Source organism: uncultured Holdemanella sp., assembly GCF_934754935.1.
Classification (GTDB): Bacteria; Bacillota_I; Bacilli_A; order Erysipelotrichales; family Erysipelotrichaceae; genus Holdemanella.
Genome location: NZ_CAKVJB010000003.1, coordinates 1 through 15761 on the forward strand (window position 1 = coordinate 1; position 15761 = coordinate 15761).

The window sequence follows — 15761 nt, forward strand, 5'->3', positions numbered from 1 at the left end:
GGTGATGTAAAAGTGTGTAGAGCATTAGATGAAATGTTTGAAGAATCAACAAACAAAGGAATCCAGATGGGTATCAAACAAGGCATTGAACAAGGTATCGAACAAAATCGATTTGAAGTATACCAAACTATGCTAGAAAAAGGATTTAGTGTCAAAGCTATCGCATCGATCTTTTCGGTGAGTGAAGAGTCGATTAAAAAGCTATTGATGAAAGCTTAATTTAGAATGGATGCACATATCGCATCCATTCTTTACAAGAAAAGTGAAAAGGGTGATGTAAAAGTGTGTAGAGCATTAGATGAAATGTTTGAAGAATCAACAAACAAAGGAATCCAAATGGGTATTAAACAAGGGCTTGAACAAGGCATTGAACAAGGCTTTGAGCAAGGCATTGAACAAGGTATCGAACAAAATCGATTTGAAGTATACCAAACCATGCTAGAAAAAGGATTTAGTGTCAAAGCTATCGCATCGATCTTTTCAGTGAGTGAAGAATCAATCAAAAAGCTATTGATGAAAATTTAGATGTTGTAGTATAATTTCATTGGGAATGAAGTTCTCCCTTAGTTTAAAAACTAAAACCGCTTTTATAAGCTGATGACTTCTGTGTTTTTTTAACGCGGAAACCATCAGCTTTTCTGCGTTTTGAAAGGAGAGATAAAATGCTGATCAGTTTATCTTATATTTTTCTTGTGGGCATGTTTTTGTCTTGGTTATGCAAAAAGGTGGGATTACCCGGATTATTAGGAATGATATTTACTGGGATACTTTTAGGGCCTTATTGTCTTGGCTTGATTGATTCATCACTATTAAACATATCTAGTGAATTAAGAAAGATTGCGTTGATTATTATATTGATGCGTGCTGGATTGAATCTAGATTTAAGTGATTTAAAAAGAGTAGGAAGACCTGCCATATTGATGTGTTTTGTGCCAGCCTGTTTTGAGATGGTTGGAATGATTTTGTTGGCGCCAAAATTATTAGGTCTCTCTTTACTAGATGCTGCTATTATGGGAAGTGTTGTTGCAGCTGTGAGTCCTGCAGTCATCGTTCCGAAAATGTTACAACTTATGGATGAAGGATATGGAACGAAAGAAAGTATTCCCCAATTGATTTTGGCAGGAGCTAGTGTAGATGATGTATTTGTGATTGTGATGTTTACAGCATTTCTTGGCTTAGCCCAAGGAGAAAGTATAAATGTTTTAAGTTTTGTGAATATTCCACTATCTATTTTAACAGGAATACTATTTGGTTCTTTGTTGGGTAAAGGACTAGCAATTTTCTTTAAGACAAACCATATGCGAGATACAGTCAAAATTCTAATTTTATTAAGTATCGCATTTATTCTAGTGACACTTGAAGATGCGTTGCCAATTCCATTTTCAGGATTAATTGCGATTATGTTTATGGGGATTTTTCTACAAAGAAACCATTCGGTTGCCTCCAAACGATTGTCAGTTAAATTTAATAAGCTTTGGGTTGGTGCAGAAGTCTTATTATTTGTATTAGTGGGTGCTTGTGTAAATATATCTTATGCATTAAAAGCAGGTGTGATGGCTATTCTGTTGATATTTGGAGCACTTGTATTTAGAATGCTTGGTGTATTTATTTGTTTACTAAAAACATCACTAACAAAATCAGAACGCTTATTTTGTATGATTGCTTATTGCCCAAAGGCAACCGTACAAGCTGCAATTGGATCTGTTCCTTTAGCTTGTGGTCTTGGATGTGGTCAAATTGTATTGACAGTTGCCGTTTTATCCATCTTGATTACAGCTCCATTAGGAGCATTTCTAATTGAACATACATACAAGAAATGGTTAAAAAAAGAACAAAGATGAATTAATCTTTGTTCTTTTCATATATAACTTTTAATCCTTTGAAGATTAAGTTTGGATCATACACATCAATGGATTTTGTGTAGCTACAAACGATTCTTCCTAAACCACCAGTCGCAATAACTTTCATGTCTTTGCCGACTTCTTTTTTAAATTGAGCAATCGTATATTCAACTCCACCCAAGAATTGATAGAAGACACCCGCTTGCATTTCTGTTTGTGTATTTCTTGCCAAAATGGTTTTTGGACGTTTGATTTCAATTTCAGGAAGTTGTGCTGTTTGTCCCCATAATGCATTAGCACCTGTTTCAATACCAACACCAATGGCACCAGCTTTAAAACAACCGTTTTCATCTACATAATCATAAGTTGTAGCTGTTCCAAAATCGGCAACTAGAATAGGTCCTCCATATTCATTAAATGCACCAGCACAATCTGCGATACGGTCTGCACCAACATTTCTTGGGTTTTCTAATTGAACACTGATTCCACTTTTGATTCCAGGACCTACAATAAGAGGCTCAATGCCTACGAATTTTTTGATTCCATTTGTGAAAGAGTGCATTACCTTTGGAACAACACTTGAAACAATAACTGCATCAATTTGTTTTTCGTGTACATTTGAACGATCCAAGAAGTTTTTCAACATAAAACCATATTCATCACTCGTTCTTCGTACTTTTGTAGTTAATCGGTATGTACCAATTAAATCATCCTTATCAAAAATACCGATAGTTATGTTTGTATTTCCAATGTCTACTGTTACAAGCATATTATTTCTCCATCTCAATTTCTTTCATTGTTTCTAGAATTATATATCCCAATTCTTCTTTTGAACATTTAGGTAAATGTTTTGATTCATTTTTTCTAAGTAAAGTTACAACATTTGTATCTGTTTGAAAACCAGCACCACTCGTGAATAGATTATTCGCAATCAACATATCACAATTTTTAGCTTCCAATTTTTTTCTAGCATTTTCTTCTAAATTTTGTGTTTCCATCGCAAAACCACAAATGACTTGATTGTCTTTTTTGTGCTGTCCAATATAAGCTAAAATATCAGGGTTTTTCACAAAATGGAAAGTAACTTCCTCATCTGACTTTTTGATTTTTTGATCTGCAACTATTTCAGGTCTATAATCCGCAACAGCCGCCGCCATAATAATATAGTTTTGATCATCGAGTCTTGATGTGATCGCATCAAACATTTCTTGAGCACTTGTTACATGAATCATATTTACATCATTAAGATCCTCTAAAGCCGTAGGACCTGCAACTAATGTTACATTCGCTCCTAGTGCTTTGGCAGCTTTGGCAATCGCATATCCTTGTTTACCACTTGAATGATTGCTTAAAAAGCGAACAGGATCTAAAGCTTCTTGAGTAGGCCCTGCAGAAACTAAAACATTCTTTCCTTTTAATGTTTGTTCCATTTCAAATTCATGATCAATGGCAGCTACAATATCTTGTACATCCGCAAGCTTACCTTTTCCAGTGTCATTACATGCCAAATGACCTACAACAGGTTCTACAAACTTATATCCAAGCTCTTTGGCAAGTTTGATATTTCTTTGAGTGACCTCATTTTCATACATATGAACATTCATTGCCGGACAAATTAATTTTTTTGTATGACAAGCCAAGAATGTTGTTGAAACAATATCATCCGCAATTCCATGGACGACTTTGGCAATAATATTGGCAGTCGCAGGAACTAATACCATGATATCGGCCCATTTAGCTAAAGTAATGTGGGCAATTGGATCTTCGTTTGTTTCATCAAATAAAGAAACTTCACATTTATGTTTACTTAAAGATTCAAAGTTGATTGGTTTGACAAATTCTTGTGCATGTTTTGTCATGACAACCTTGATTTCATAATCTTTTTTGGATAATTTACTGACAAGATCACAAGCTTTATAGGCTGCGATTCCGCCAGACACTCCTATAACAACATGTTTTTTTTCCATGATTGATTCTCCTTTGTGAATAAAATCACGTATTGATTTTTCACTAAGACATTATCCCATATGAATCCATCGTTTTCAAGCAACAATAAAGTATTCATTAAGGATATTTTAACTTCTAAAACCTAAATTTTAAAAAAGTGTTTATTTTTCTTAGCATATGGTAAAATGAACGCATGAAAATAATTGTTGCGTGTGACTCTTTTAAAGGATGTATGTCCTCAAAAGAAGTTGAAGAAAGTATAAAAAAAGGAATATTAAAGGCAAATGATACACATGAAGTTTTAACTTTTCCTATGGCTGATGGTGGTGAAGGGACGGCCATGGTGTTTTGTGATATTATCCAAGGAAATGCAATTGATGTATTAACTGTGGATGCCTATGGTAAAAATGTATTTACGAAATATTGTATTTCTAAAGATGGGAATTTAGCCGTAATGGATGTTGCTAGTTGCATCGGGTTGAATATGACGCCAAAAGAGAAAAGAAATCCAATGATTGCTTCTAGTCGTGGCGTAGGTATTATGATGAAGGATGCACTTTCTAGAGGATGTAAAAAAATCATTATTGGTTTAGGTGGAAGTGCAACGAATGATGGCGGTATGGGAATTTTAAATGAATTTGGTGTTCGTTTTTATAATTCAAAAAGAGAATTACTTATACCAAGTGTATATGCCCTTAGTCAAATTGCCTTTATTGATAAGCGTTATGCAAGACTTCCAAAAGATGTAGAAATTATTTGTGCTTGTGATGTAAAGAATCGCTTGTTAGGCAAAAATGGAGCTACTTATGTTTTTGGTAAACAAAAAGGTATTTATTTAAATCAAATGTCCGAAGTTGAAAAAGGGATGGCTCACTATTGTACGAAATTAAAACAAACTTTTCATGTAGATGTAAATGAATATGAAGGCTCAGGCGCAGCCGGAGGTATTGGCTCCGTATTATTAGGTGTCATGAAGGCTAAAAAATTTTCAGGTATCGATTTAGTTGTAGAATATTCAGGATTAAAAGATCGTCTTCAAGATGCTGATTTAGTCATTACTGGAGAAGGACAAACTGATGCTCAGACATTATATGGAAAACTACCTTTAGGTATTGCACATTTGGCAAGATCTTATAATGTTCCATGTGTTTGTTTAAGTGGAGCTTTAGGCTTAGGCTATCAATCACTATATGATGAAGGTATGATAGGTATTTTTTCGAGTGCCGATCGTGCCATGTCTTTTCAAATGGCTCTACAAACAGGAAGTGAAAAATTAGAGGCATTAGCTTTTAGCTTAACTAGACTTATAGATGGAATTAGAAAGTAGGTTTTTAGATGAAAAAGATAATAACATTACTATGTACATTTGTGCTTTGTATAGGGCTTGTTGGGTGTGAATCGAAAACGCCTTTTGAAATTAAAGAAATCAGTGCAACAAAACTACAAAAAAAATTAGACAATAAAGATTCATTTGTGTTAATTATTGAAAGAGAGAATTGTCCTTATTGTGAGGCTTTACAAGAGTATATCGATAAAACGAAAGATGAACATCCAAATTTAGTCTTATATAAGATTGATTCAACAGACTATGGCTTTAGTAAAATCAGTCAGGATTCTAAGCAGCTACAAAGTTCTACAAAAGATGGAAAGATTCTTTTGGATATGGCTCCATATTTTCTATATACACCAACGTTATATGTGATTCAAAATGGTAAGGCAAAACATGCCGGAATTGGATATAACGAAAGCGATAATTCAATTAGTTTATGGGATGTAGATTCAACTATTGATTTTGATTTGGCAGACACACAAGAATTTTGGGAGTTTTTAGAAACATATGAATAAGAAGAATATTACGATTATTGCGACAGGTGGAACGATTGCCGGACGTGGCAGTGTAGGTAAAAGTGCAAATTATCAAGCAGGTACATTTGATGTGGAAGAAATTGTACAGAGTATTCCGCAAATTCGTGATTTGGCAAATCTAAATACGATTCAATTATACAATGTAGATTCTAATGATATGGGACTAGATAAATGGGTTGAATTAAGAAAAATTTGTCATGAATTAGAAAAAGATCGCTATGTAGATGGAATTGTCATTACACATGGAACGGACACTCTAGAAGAAACAGCCTTCTTTTTAAATTTGACTTTAGCATGTCACAAGCCTGTTGTCTTAACTGGATCAATGCGTCCTGCAACGGCAACAAGTGCAGATGGGCCAATGAATTTATATCAAGCAGTAGCTTTAGCATGTCATATGGAAGCTTGGCAAGCTGGTGTTTTAGCTGTTATTTCAGATACGATCTACTCAGGAAGGGATTTACAGAAAACAAATAGTTATAAAACAGATGCGTTTAAAATGGGAGAATTTGGATCTTTAGGCTATATGCGTGACGATCATGTATACTTATTAAATTCACCATTTAAGAAGCATACATTTCAAACGATTTTTTCAAAAATGGAATTTGAAGATTTGCCGAAAGTAGAAATTTTCTATGTACATACAGACTCGGATCCAGAATTATTAGAATTTATGTTAAATAAGTATGATGGTTTAGTTTTAGCAGGTACAGGTTCCGGAAATTATCCTACAAAGATAAAAGAGGTTTTAGAAAATTATACAGGAGATTGCACAATAGTTCGTGCAAGCCGTGTATTAGAAGGGGCTGTTTTTGATTCAGATGTGTTTGATTCTAAAAGAGTCACCATTCCTGCTTACAAATTTTCAGCGCAGAAGGCAAGAATTTTATTGATGCTTGCGCTAAGTTGTACTAAAAACCATGAAACAATCAAATCTTTCTTCCAAGAATATTGAAAAAACTTTTCTTGTATTGTAAATAATTTTGTAAATGCTATAATATTTAATAGACTATTACAAGACAGGAGGTTATTATGCAGCAATTAGAAAATAATGCATTTTTTTGGCAAAAGTTAGATACACTTCTATTATCAAGCAGTTGTACAATTGACCGTCCAAAAGGAAGTGCTCATTATAAATTCACTAATTTGATTTATCCTGTAGACTACGGTTTTCTTTCAGATACATTTGGCTCAGATCAAAAACCAATTGATGTTTTCAAGGGTTCAGTCGCAACAAATAATGTGGATGCGATTGCGATTACAGCAGATATTCTGAAAAAGGATTGTATTGTTAAATTATTAGTGGGTTGTACAGAAGAAGAAACAATGCGTATTCTAGAATTCTTAGATCAAACAGAATTCCAAAAGGCAATTTTAGTACGTAGAGGTAATGAGACACCTTCTTGGTCCAACAACGATTAAAGAATGAAAGACAAGTCTTAGGATTTGTCTTTTTTCTGTGCATTTTAATGGAAAAACAAAGTTAGTTGTTTTAGAATAAAGACAGATAGGAGGTCTTTATTATGGAATTAAAAGGATCTAAAACAGAAAAGAATTTAATGGCTGCTTTTGCGGGTGAATCTCAGGCATGTGTTAAGTATCAATATTATGCTTCACAAGCTAAAAAAGATGGTTATGTAAAGATTCAGAACATTTTCACGGAAACATCAAATAATGAAAAAGAACATGCTAAATTATGGTTCAAGGCTTTGCATGGTGGAAAAGTACCTACAACGACAGAAAACTTAAAGGATGCAGCTGCAGGCGAAAACTATGAGTGGACAGATATGTATGCAACCATGGCTAAAGAAGCTCGTGAAGAAGGCTTTGATGATATTGCTGCCTTGTTTGAAGGTGTAGGCGCTATTGAAAAACATCATGAAGCTCGTTACAAAGCTATGTTGAAAGATGTAGAAGAAGACGCAATGTTTAAAAAAGATACTTCTACAGTATGGATTTGTTTAAACTGTGGACACATTCATTATGGTGAAACAGCTCCAGAAGTATGCCCAGTGTGTAACCATCCACAAGCTTATTTCCAAGAATTAAAAGATCATTACGAATAATAATATCTCAAGACAGCTTCGGCTGTCTTTTCTTATCCTTGAAAGTTGTGCTAAAATAATTCTATGGAAATAATAGAGGCAATTGAAAAATTAAAAGATAGTCATGCACTTGTATGTTTAGAAAATCGTGCTTTGATCAAAATGGAAAAAGATAAGATATATATATGGCATAGTCAATGGCATTCAAAACTTTCAAAAAATGATTTTATTTCATTATTTCAACAGAATACCTTTGAAGTTTATGAAAATGATCATGGTATAGATATGGAAAAAGATGAAGAGTATTATGCATGGCGTAATCGTTACTTGTAGAAAGGATATATTTTATGATAGGAATCGTTTATAGTTCAAAAACAGGAAATACACAATCTTTGGCAAACAGCTTGAATTTTATGGAGTCAAAATATTGTGTATCTGTAGAAAACGCAAAAGATTTAGAACCCGTAGATTTATTATGCATTGGATTCTGGTGTGACAAGGGAGATTGTGATAATCAAATGAAACAATATCTTTCTACACTACGAAATCAAAATGTTTTCTTGTTTGGAACAGCTGGCTTTGGTAAGTCTAAGGAATATTTTGAGATGATTTTAAATCATGTAAAGAGTCATTTGGATGCGTCCAATTGTGTAAAGGGAACTTGGATGTGCCAAGGAAAGATGCCTTTGGCAATTCGTGCAAAGTTTGAATCAAATCCAGAAATGTTGAAGAATTTTGATGAGGCTTTAAAACATCCAAATGATAAGGATGTAGACAACTTAATGAAATCTGTAAATGAAGCGTTGTAGAGAACGCTTTTTTTCATTTTGACATATCTCTTATATTATATTGACTTTACAACTGTCTTGTCAGATGTAAAGTCTGGGTGTATAATTCAAAACGGTAAAATTTTTAAGGGAGGAAAAATTCCATGTCTTTAAAGGAAGATGTATTGAAATTAAAAAAGGAAAAAAATGCGATTATCTTAGCGCATTATTATGTAGATGGAGCTGTACAAGATGTAGCTGATTTTGTCGGAGATTCTTATGCTTTGGCAAAGAAAGCTAAAAATACAGATGCAGATATTATTGTATTTGCGGGCGTTAAATTTATGGGTGAAAGTGCCAAAATGTTAAATCCAGAAAAGAAGGTATTAATGCCAGATTTAAATGCAGATTGTCCAATGGCACATATGGCCAGTCAAGCTGTCATTAAGAAGATGAAAGAAGAATATGAAGATTTAGCAGTTGTATGTTATATCAACTCAACAGCTGAGTTAAAAACAATGGCCGATATTTGTGTAACTAGTTCAAATGCCGTGAAGATCGTTCGTTCACTTCCAAATAAAAATATTTTCTTTATTCCAGATGGAAACTTGGGTGCTTATGTAAAGAAACAAGTACCTGAAAAGAATATTATCTTAAATGATGGATATTGTATTACGCATAAGCGTGTGACCTTAAAAGATGTTGAAAAAGCACGTGAAGAACATCCAAATGTTCCAATTATTGTTCATCCAGAGTGTGTTAATGAAGTGGTTGAGGCAACTGATTTTGCGGGAAGTACTTCAGAATTGATTCAATATACAGTGGACAATCCAAGTAAAGAATTTGTGATTGGTACGGAACTTGGTGTGCTTCATGAAATGCAGTTGAAATCACCAGATAAAACTTTCTATCCTTTAACAGATAAATTGATCTGTATGAACATGAAGAAGGTATCTTTAGAAAAGGTTTATGATTGTTTGTTGAATGAGACAAACGAAGTGTTTGTAGATGAAGAAGTGAAGGCTATGGCTGAAAAGTCATTAGATAGAATGTTGGAGTTGGCAAAATAGTATGGAAAAGTTAGAGGCAGATATAGTTATTGTTGGAACAGGTGCAAGTGGATTATTTGCAGCTTTACATGTTCCAAGTGATAAAAAGGTCATTATGTTGACAAAATCAGATGCCGAAAATAGTGATTCATTTTTAGCACAAGGTGGAATTTGTGTATTAAGAGATAAGAATGATTTTGATTCTTTTATGGAAGATACCATGAAGGCAGGGCATTACGAAAATCGTAAAGAATCTGTTGAAATCATGATCAATTCAAGTCGTGGCATTATCAATGAGTTGATAGGATATGGTGTAGATTTTGCGACAAAAGATGGCAAATTAGATTATACGCGTGAAGGAGCACACTCTAAACCACGTATTTTATTCCATGAAGATATTACAGGAAAAGAAATCACATCGACTTTACTAGAAGCAGTTCGCAAGTTAGAGAATGTTACAATCATGGAATATGTAACAATGACAGATATTATTGAAAAAGATAATGTTTGTTTCGGTGTTTTGGCAAAAGATGCCAACAACAATGAAATGTACATTGAGGCAGGTTATACGATCTTTGCGTGTGGAGGAATTGGAGGATTGTATGATCATTCAACAAATTATCCACACTTAACAGGAGATGCGATTGCGATTGCAATCCAGCATGGAATCAAACTAGAAAATGTGGATTATGTACAGATTCACCCAACAACTTTATATACAAAGAAAAAAGGAAGAGCCTTCCTTATTAGTGAATCGGTTCGTGGTGAAGGGGCTAGACTTTATGGAAAAGATGGAAACCGTTTTGCGAATGAAGTGTTGCCACGTGATGTCATGACACAAAAGATTCGTGAACAAATGAAGAAGGATGATATGCCTTATGTTTGGATGGACATGACTGTTTTAGGTGAAGAAGTCATCAAGAATCATTTTCCTCACATTTACGAAAAGTGTTTAGAAGAAGGCTATGACTGTACAAAAGAATGGATTCCAGTTACACCAGCCCAACACTATTTTATGGGTGGAATCCATGTAGATAAAGATTCGCGTACTTCTATGTCACATTTATATGCGGTAGGAGAAACAAGCTGCAATGGTGTCCATGGAAAAAATCGTTTGGCTAGCAACTCATTACTTGAATCTTTAGTATGGGGTAAAAGAGCTGTTGTTGATTTATTGAAAAAGGAGCCGGCTTATACAAATGATTTTGATCATTTGGCAAATGTGACTAAATCACATCAGTTGTCAAATCAAGAAAAAATGTATCATGATATGGTACTTGAAGAAATAGAAAGAGAGAGACAAGCTCGTGGATAAGAATACAATGCGTTTAAATGTGGATCATTTATTGATCCAAGCTTTGCAAGAAGATATTACAAGTGAAGATGTTTCAACAAATGCAGTGATGCCTTCCTATCAATATGGGCAGGTACAATTGATTTGTAAAGAAGATGGTATTATTGCAGGTCTTGAAGTATTTGAAAGAGTCTTTTATTTGTTAGATGAAAAAATGAAAGTAAAATTCTATGTAAAAGATGGGGATGCAGTTAAAAATGGTCAATTATTGGCCGAAGTATCTGGGGATGTTCGTGTTCTTTTATCAGGTGAAAGAACGGCTTTGAATTATCTTCAAAGAATGAGTGGAATTGCCACATATACAAATCGTGTCGCATCTTACTTAAAGGGTTCAAAGACAAAATTATTGGACACAAGAAAAACAACGCCAAATATGCGTGTGTTTGAAAAATATGCAGTGCGTGTTGGTGGTGGAAATAACCATAGATACAATTTATCAGATGGTGTTATGTTAAAGGATAATCACATTGCGGCAGCTGGTTCTATCACAAATGCAGTTAAGATGGCAAAGGATTATGCTTCTTTTGTTCGTAAGATTGAAGTAGAAGTTGAAACTTTAGAACAAGTAAAAGAAGCTGTTGAAGCAGGCGCTGATATTATCATGTTAGATAACATGAGTGTTGAGGACATGAAAAAGGCAATCGAAATCATTGATGGAAGAGCTGAGACAGAATGTTCAGGAAATGTTACGAAAGAGAACATTGAAAAGCTAACTGCATTAGGTGTGGATTATATTTCAAGTGGTGCCTTAACGCATTCAGCACCAATTTTGGATTTGTCTTTAAAAAATTTGCAGGTGAAGTAAATGGAAAAGGAAGCTAGACTTCAAGCCATTTATGACACGATTTCAAAAAGTGAAGGACCGGTTTCTGGAACAGCGCTTTCTAAAAAGTTTAATGTTTCAAGACAAGTTATTGTGCAAGATATTGCCTTGTTGAAGGCAAGAAATGTGCATATTTATGCGACACACAAAGGATATGTATGTTCACCACAAAGAGTTCGTAAAGTATTTTCTTGTTTCCATTTGAATGATCGTATGGAAGAGGAGATGAATGCCATCGTAGATTGTGGTGGCTGTATTGAAAATGTATTTGTCAAACATGATGTGTATGGTAAGTTAGAAGCTACAATGAATATTAGTTCTAGAAAACAAGTCAAGGAATTCATTGATTCTATTTCACAGAATCAGGCAAAACCTTTAACGGATCTAACGAGTGGATATCATTGTCATACGGTGAGTGCACGATCACAAGAAGATTTAGATTCAATTGAGGAATCATTAAGAAAACTTCATATTTTACAAGAGGCCTAAGGGCCTCTTTTATGATAGAATGAATTTAGAAAGTAGTGATTATTATGGAACAACCACCTAAATTTATGCCCGATAAAGAATTGAGTAAAGTTGGAGGCTCATTATGGCTATATATTATTATGCAGCTGACACTCTCTTTTTTGTTTAGTTTTGTAGCTATGCCTTTGATCATGTATTCTTTGTATTATGATTATTCCGCAATCAATGCCTGTATTGAAATGTTTATTTCTTTTATATCCGGAATCATCCTGTTATGGTTTATGAGTAATTCTTTTAAAAGAAGTATCAAAGATTTGAAGTTTACATTTAAACCTAAAGAGACAATCGATACCCTTGCAATGATGTATTTTTTGAATTATGCGATTGGCATTATCGGTGCTTTATTATCAAAATTTGGATTGCCAGACACAAGCCCAGATTTCTCGTTAAATGGAAGTTTGTTGTATAACACTTTTACTTTTGTTAGTGTTGTCGTACTTGCACCTATCTTTGAAGAATTGATATTTAGAGGTATGATTTTAAATCATTTAACTAAATATAATAAAATGTTTGCGGTCATTGTGACTTCTTTATTATTTGGATTGTTACACTTGAATATTACACAAGCTATACCCGCTTTCTTTATGAGTCTAGTGCTATGTTACATGTATGTACAAACAGATAGTATATTAGTGACAATATTAGCTCATGCGGGTAATAACTTTCTAGCTCTAATGTCGGCTTATTCAAATAATATTTTGATTACAGTTTTAGTACTTGCGCTTGTAATCTATGGATTGATTACAGTAATCTTAAGATCAAAAGAAGTGAATGCATTTATTAAAGAAGAGAAGACAAGTGAGAATTGGTATGCGAGATTCTTTAAACGAATCCCAAATCTTTTATATTTAATATTTACAATTCTTTGGATCATCATTTCATTATTTATAAATATGTTTTAAAAAAGAGGACATCTCCTATTTGGAAATGTCCTTTATTGGTTGTTCTTCTTTAATTCATCAAACTTTTGCTTCATTGTAGGATTGTTACGTGTTAAACGCTTGATTGTAAGATCCTCTGCCTTGTTGTTAGCAAGCTGTAATTGTCGCTCACTTGATAGTAAGGCTTCTTTTGTCTTTTGAAGATGTGAAATTGTTTTATCAATTTCTCCAATAGCGTCGTTGAATCTTTTAGAAGCTAATTCATAATTTCTTGAGAATTTTTGTTTAAAATCATTCATATTCTCTTCAAAGTGTGTAATATCAATATTTTGATTACGCATCAACTGTAATTCATTCTTATACTGCATTGAATTGAATGCAGCATTTCTTAAAATCGTGATCATCGGAATAAAAAACTGTGGACGAATTACATACATCTTAGGATAACGATGCGATTTATCAACAATACCCGTATTATATAAATCGTTTTCTGGCTCTAACATAGAAACAAGAACAGCATATTCGCAATTCTTTTCATTGCGATCCTTATCTAATTCTTTTAAGAAATCTTCATTTTTATGTTTTGTAGCCGTTTTGTCATTTTCATTTTTCATTTCAAACATAATAGAAATGATTTCTACACCATTCTCATCTAACTCACGATAGATATAGTCACCCTTTGATCCTGTACGAGCATCATTGTCTTTTTCAAAGTATGCATTTTGAAAACCAGTCGCACGAAGCTTATTGAATTCAATTTCACAATGTTGTTCTAAAGATTCACCAATCATTTTAGTAGATTGTTTTAATTTGAAATCTTTATAGTAGGCAATCTGCTCATCTTTGGTTTGTAGTAAAGTATCATATTTTTCCTGTAAACTCTTTTCTTGAAGCTGATATTTCATTTTATCCTGCTCAATTTGATTTTGTAGGTCTTGTTTAATACTCTTTACATTCAACTCATTTTCAACCTTAGCCTTATCCATATCTTGTTTTAAAGATTGGATTTCAAGATTCTTTTCATTTAACTTAGATTGATATGTATTTTCTAGATTTGCCTTTAATACTTTTTCGTTATTTGAAATATCATTCTTTAAAGCTTGAATCTCATTTTCCTTTGCCTGCAACTGCAATTTGTATTCTTGTTCAGTCTTAGATTCATTGATCTTATTCTGCGAAAGAATCTGCTCTAATTTGGCATTGAGCTTAGATATTTCTAAATCTTTTTGGTTTAACTGCTCCTGATATTCTATTTGTGTTTCAGTTTTCGTTAACTGTGTACTTGCTTCTAACTTTTCCTTTAATGAAATGACTTCTTGTTCTTTATCATTTTGTTTCTGATTAAAATCCGATTGTAGCTGTTTGATTTCAAGTTCTTTCTTGTTTAATTGTTCTTGATAAGCCTTTTCGGTTTTACTCTTGATAATTTGTTCAGTAGACTTTAATTGTTCTTTTAAAGAAATGATTTCTTGTTCTTTATTTGCCTGAAGCTCTTTGATTTCTAAAGCTTTTTGATTTAATTTAGATTCATATTCTTTTTCAAGCTTAGATTGAATGATTTGATTCGAGTTTTTTTGTCTTTCATTTAATTCTTTTTCAAATTCTTCATTACGAACTTGTTGTAAGATTTCATGATATTGACTCTCATCTACTTGGAATACAGTTCCACAATTAGGACATTTTATTTGACTCATAGGGTACCTCCGTTTTATATCATTATAATCATTAAATTGACAGTATTTATGTCTAAAACTAAATTAATTATAATATTTAAAAAAAATCAAAAAAAGACTTGCATAATACAAAAACACATGGTATATTTAATAGGCATTCAGCGAATGGGCCTGTAGCTCAGGTGGTTAGAGCGCACCCCTGATAAGGGTGAGGTCGTTGGTTCAAGTCCATTCAGGCCCACCATTTGCTGAATATATGGGGTGTTAGCTCAGCTGGGAGAGCACCTGCCTTGCACGCAGGGGGTCATCGGTTCGATCCCGATACGCTCCACCAATTTTAAAAAGTAAGTCATCTTCGGATGACTTTTTTTCTATATATAAAGAGGACGATTATGTATATACAATATTATGATTCACCATTGGGTAAAATGTTATTGGCTGCTGATGAAATTGGATTGATTGGCGTTTGGTTTGAAAATCAAAAATATTATGCGAATGGATTAAAAGACCCTGTTGAAAAAGAAATGGTTGTTTTAAAAGAAACAAAAGAATGGTTAAATCTTTATTTTAGTGGTAAAGAACCCAAGTTGTTACCTAAGATGCATCTGATTGGAACACAGTTTCAAAAGAAAGTTTGGAACATACTTCTTAATATTCCCTATGGAAAAACTGTGACATATAAGGATATCGCAAGAATGATTTCACCAACAATGTCAGCACAAGCAGTAGGAAGTGCTGTAGGACATAATAAAATCTCGATTTTGATTCCTTGTCATAGAGTAATTGGATCTAATAATAATTTAACTGGATATGCAGGTGGAATTGAAAGGAAAGAAATATTATTGAAATTAGAAAAAAAGCATGGGATTTAATTTTGGCTTATATATGAAAAGACACAAACATGTTGTGGTTTGGCATGAATGTGCAGAATACTACTTGTGAAGTATCTTGTAGTGCTTAACGTCATACTGCTATTATAGTCGCTAT

The 15761-nt window shown here is 33.4% G+C and carries 18 protein-coding genes, 2 tRNA genes, 1 pseudogene and 1 riboswitch; of the genes and pseudogenes, 18 read left to right on the forward strand and 3 right to left on the reverse strand.

The window, feature by feature from the left end:
- From Q0E86_RS01210 to Q0E86_RS01220, 3 genes and pseudogenes are all read left to right on the forward strand, one after another.
- Positions 1-219: pseudogene (locus Q0E86_RS01210) on the forward strand (hypothetical protein); the annotation flags it as partial.
- A 6-nt stretch (positions 220-225) separates the two neighbouring features.
- Positions 226-525: a hypothetical protein gene (locus Q0E86_RS01215; RefSeq protein WP_295754122.1), complete on the forward strand. Its 300-nt coding sequence runs from the start codon at positions 226-228 to the stop codon at positions 523-525.
- A gap of 12 nt (positions 526-537) precedes the next feature.
- A riboswitch (Fluoride riboswitch) is annotated at positions 538-614 on the forward strand.
- A gap of 48 nt (positions 615-662) precedes the next feature.
- Entirely contained in the window at positions 663-1841 is a 1179-nt protein-coding gene (locus Q0E86_RS01220; protein WP_295754123.1) for a sodium:proton antiporter, read from the forward strand.
- Position 1842: 1 nt separating this feature from the next.
- Here Q0E86_RS01220 and Q0E86_RS01225 read toward each other — a convergent pair whose 3' ends face one another.
- Positions 1843-2610 carry a type III pantothenate kinase gene (locus Q0E86_RS01225; protein ID WP_295754124.1) on the reverse strand — a complete coding sequence of 256 codons (768 nt, stop codon included), beginning with the start codon at positions 2608-2610 and terminating at the stop codon, positions 1843-1845.
- A 1-nt stretch (position 2611) separates the two neighbouring features.
- Complete coding sequence (coaBC, locus tag Q0E86_RS01230) at positions 2612-3808, reverse strand: bifunctional phosphopantothenoylcysteine decarboxylase/phosphopantothenate--cysteine ligase CoaBC (protein WP_295754125.1); 1197 nt, start codon at positions 3806-3808, stop codon at positions 2612-2614.
- Positions 3809-3981: 173 nt separating this feature from the next.
- Between coaBC and Q0E86_RS01235 the strand changes: the two genes are divergently transcribed.
- The 12 genes from Q0E86_RS01235 to Q0E86_RS01290 all read left to right on the forward strand — a co-directional run bounded on the left by Q0E86_RS01235 (position 3982) and on the right by Q0E86_RS01290 (position 13122).
- Positions 3982-5115, forward strand: a complete 1134-nt coding sequence (locus Q0E86_RS01235) for a glycerate kinase (protein WP_295754126.1) — start codon at positions 3982-3984, stop codon at positions 5113-5115.
- Between the two features lie 8 nt (positions 5116-5123).
- A complete protein-coding gene (locus tag Q0E86_RS01240) occupies positions 5124-5633 on the forward strand; it encodes a hypothetical protein (protein ID WP_295754127.1) in 510 nt (169 codons plus the stop codon).
- Positions 5626-6609, forward strand: a complete 984-nt coding sequence (locus Q0E86_RS01245) for an asparaginase (RefSeq protein WP_295754128.1) — start codon at positions 5626-5628, stop codon at positions 6607-6609. The genes Q0E86_RS01240 and Q0E86_RS01245 overlap by 8 nt, the downstream gene beginning before the upstream one ends.
- Before the next feature lie 77 nt (positions 6610-6686).
- The gene (locus tag Q0E86_RS01250) at positions 6687-7076 is read left to right on the forward strand and encodes an Inorganic pyrophosphatase (RefSeq protein WP_295754129.1); all 390 of its coding nucleotides are present in this window, start codon (positions 6687-6689) and stop codon (positions 7074-7076) included.
- Between the two features lie 101 nt (positions 7077-7177).
- Positions 7178-7720 carry a rubrerythrin gene (gene rbr, locus Q0E86_RS01255; protein ID WP_295754130.1) on the forward strand — a complete coding sequence of 181 codons (543 nt, stop codon included), beginning with the start codon at positions 7178-7180 and terminating at the stop codon, positions 7718-7720.
- A 63-nt stretch (positions 7721-7783) separates the two neighbouring features.
- On the forward strand, positions 7784-8032 hold the full coding sequence (locus tag Q0E86_RS01260; RefSeq protein ID WP_295754131.1) for a hypothetical protein: 249 nt from the start codon (positions 7784-7786) through the stop codon (positions 8030-8032).
- Positions 8033-8046: 14 nt separating this feature from the next.
- Positions 8047-8508: a flavodoxin family protein BilS gene (bilS, locus tag Q0E86_RS01265; RefSeq protein ID WP_295754132.1), complete on the forward strand. Its 462-nt coding sequence runs from the start codon at positions 8047-8049 to the stop codon at positions 8506-8508.
- Between the two features lie 122 nt (positions 8509-8630).
- The gene (nadA, locus tag Q0E86_RS01270; RefSeq protein WP_295754133.1) at positions 8631-9536 is read left to right on the forward strand and encodes a quinolinate synthase NadA; all 906 of its coding nucleotides are present in this window, start codon (positions 8631-8633) and stop codon (positions 9534-9536) included.
- Position 9537: 1 nt separating this feature from the next.
- Positions 9538-10830 (forward strand): L-aspartate oxidase, encoded by a 1293-nt coding sequence (locus tag Q0E86_RS01275; RefSeq protein WP_295754134.1) that lies wholly within the window; start codon positions 9538-9540, stop codon positions 10828-10830.
- A complete protein-coding gene (nadC, locus tag Q0E86_RS01280; protein WP_295754135.1) occupies positions 10823-11674 on the forward strand; it encodes a carboxylating nicotinate-nucleotide diphosphorylase in 852 nt (283 codons plus the stop codon). The genes Q0E86_RS01275 and nadC overlap by 8 nt, the downstream gene beginning before the upstream one ends.
- On the forward strand, positions 11675-12181 hold the full coding sequence (locus Q0E86_RS01285; protein WP_295754136.1) for a transcription repressor NadR: 507 nt from the start codon (positions 11675-11677) through the stop codon (positions 12179-12181).
- Between the two features lie 44 nt (positions 12182-12225).
- Entirely contained in the window at positions 12226-13122 is an 897-nt protein-coding gene (locus tag Q0E86_RS01290) for a CPBP family intramembrane glutamic endopeptidase (protein ID WP_295754137.1), read from the forward strand.
- Between the two features lie 32 nt (positions 13123-13154).
- On the opposite strand, the gene Q0E86_RS01295 is transcribed toward Q0E86_RS01290, so the two are convergent.
- Entirely contained in the window at positions 13155-14795 is a 1641-nt protein-coding gene (locus Q0E86_RS01295) for a DUF2130 domain-containing protein (RefSeq protein WP_295754139.1), read from the reverse strand.
- A gap of 146 nt (positions 14796-14941) precedes the next feature.
- On the opposite strand from Q0E86_RS01295, the gene Q0E86_RS01300 reads away from it, so the two are divergent.
- The 3 genes from Q0E86_RS01300 to Q0E86_RS01310 all read left to right on the forward strand — a co-directional run bounded on the left by Q0E86_RS01300 (position 14942) and on the right by Q0E86_RS01310 (position 15646).
- Positions 14942-15018: transfer RNA gene (locus Q0E86_RS01300), tRNA-Ile, on the forward strand.
- Positions 15019-15032: 14 nt separating this feature from the next.
- Positions 15033-15108: transfer RNA gene (locus Q0E86_RS01305), tRNA-Ala, on the forward strand.
- Between the two features lie 58 nt (positions 15109-15166).
- Complete coding sequence (locus tag Q0E86_RS01310) at positions 15167-15646, forward strand: methylated-DNA--[protein]-cysteine S-methyltransferase (RefSeq protein ID WP_367117370.1); 480 nt, start codon at positions 15167-15169, stop codon at positions 15644-15646.
- Positions 15647-15761: the final 115 nt, after the last annotated feature.

Bases quoted from the DNA above. Each gene is read 5' to 3' on its own strand.
- bilS (WP_295754132.1), top strand. From the start codon at position 8,047: ATGATAGGAATCGTTTATAGTTCAAAAACAGGAAATACACAATCTTTG.
- Q0E86_RS01295 (WP_295754139.1), bottom strand. From the start codon at position 14,795: ATGAGTCAAATAAAATGTCCTAATTGTGGAACTGTATTCCAAGTAGAT.
- Q0E86_RS01240 (WP_295754127.1), top strand. From the start codon at position 5,124: ATGAAAAAGATAATAACATTACTATGTACATTTGTGCTTTGTATAGGG.
- coaBC (WP_295754125.1), bottom strand. From the start codon at position 3,808: ATGGAAAAAAAACATGTTGTTATAGGAGTGTCTGGCGGAATCGCAGCC.
- Q0E86_RS01250 (WP_295754129.1), top strand. From the start codon at position 6,687: ATGCAGCAATTAGAAAATAATGCATTTTTTTGGCAAAAGTTAGATACA.
- Q0E86_RS01225 (WP_295754124.1), bottom strand. From the start codon at position 2,610: ATGCTTGTAACAGTAGACATTGGAAATACAAACATAACTATCGGTATT.
- nadA (WP_295754133.1), top strand. From the start codon at position 8,631: ATGTCTTTAAAGGAAGATGTATTGAAATTAAAAAAGGAAAAAAATGCG.
- Q0E86_RS01215 (WP_295754122.1), top strand. From the start codon at position 226: ATGGATGCACATATCGCATCCATTCTTTACAAGAAAAGTGAAAAGGGT.
- Q0E86_RS01310 (WP_367117370.1), top strand. From the start codon at position 15,167: ATGTATATACAATATTATGATTCACCATTGGGTAAAATGTTATTGGCT.
- Q0E86_RS01245 (WP_295754128.1), top strand. From the start codon at position 5,626: ATGAATAAGAAGAATATTACGATTATTGCGACAGGTGGAACGATTGCC.
- Q0E86_RS01220 (WP_295754123.1), top strand. From the start codon at position 663: ATGCTGATCAGTTTATCTTATATTTTTCTTGTGGGCATGTTTTTGTCT.
- Q0E86_RS01235 (WP_295754126.1), top strand. From the start codon at position 3,982: ATGAAAATAATTGTTGCGTGTGACTCTTTTAAAGGATGTATGTCCTCA.
- Q0E86_RS01260 (WP_295754131.1), top strand. From the start codon at position 7,784: ATGGAAATAATAGAGGCAATTGAAAAATTAAAAGATAGTCATGCACTT.
- rbr (WP_295754130.1), top strand. From the start codon at position 7,178: ATGGAATTAAAAGGATCTAAAACAGAAAAGAATTTAATGGCTGCTTTT.
- Q0E86_RS01285 (WP_295754136.1), top strand. From the start codon at position 11,675: ATGGAAAAGGAAGCTAGACTTCAAGCCATTTATGACACGATTTCAAAA.
- Q0E86_RS01275 (WP_295754134.1), top strand. From the start codon at position 9,538: ATGGAAAAGTTAGAGGCAGATATAGTTATTGTTGGAACAGGTGCAAGT.
- Q0E86_RS01290 (WP_295754137.1), top strand. From the start codon at position 12,226: ATGGAACAACCACCTAAATTTATGCCCGATAAAGAATTGAGTAAAGTT.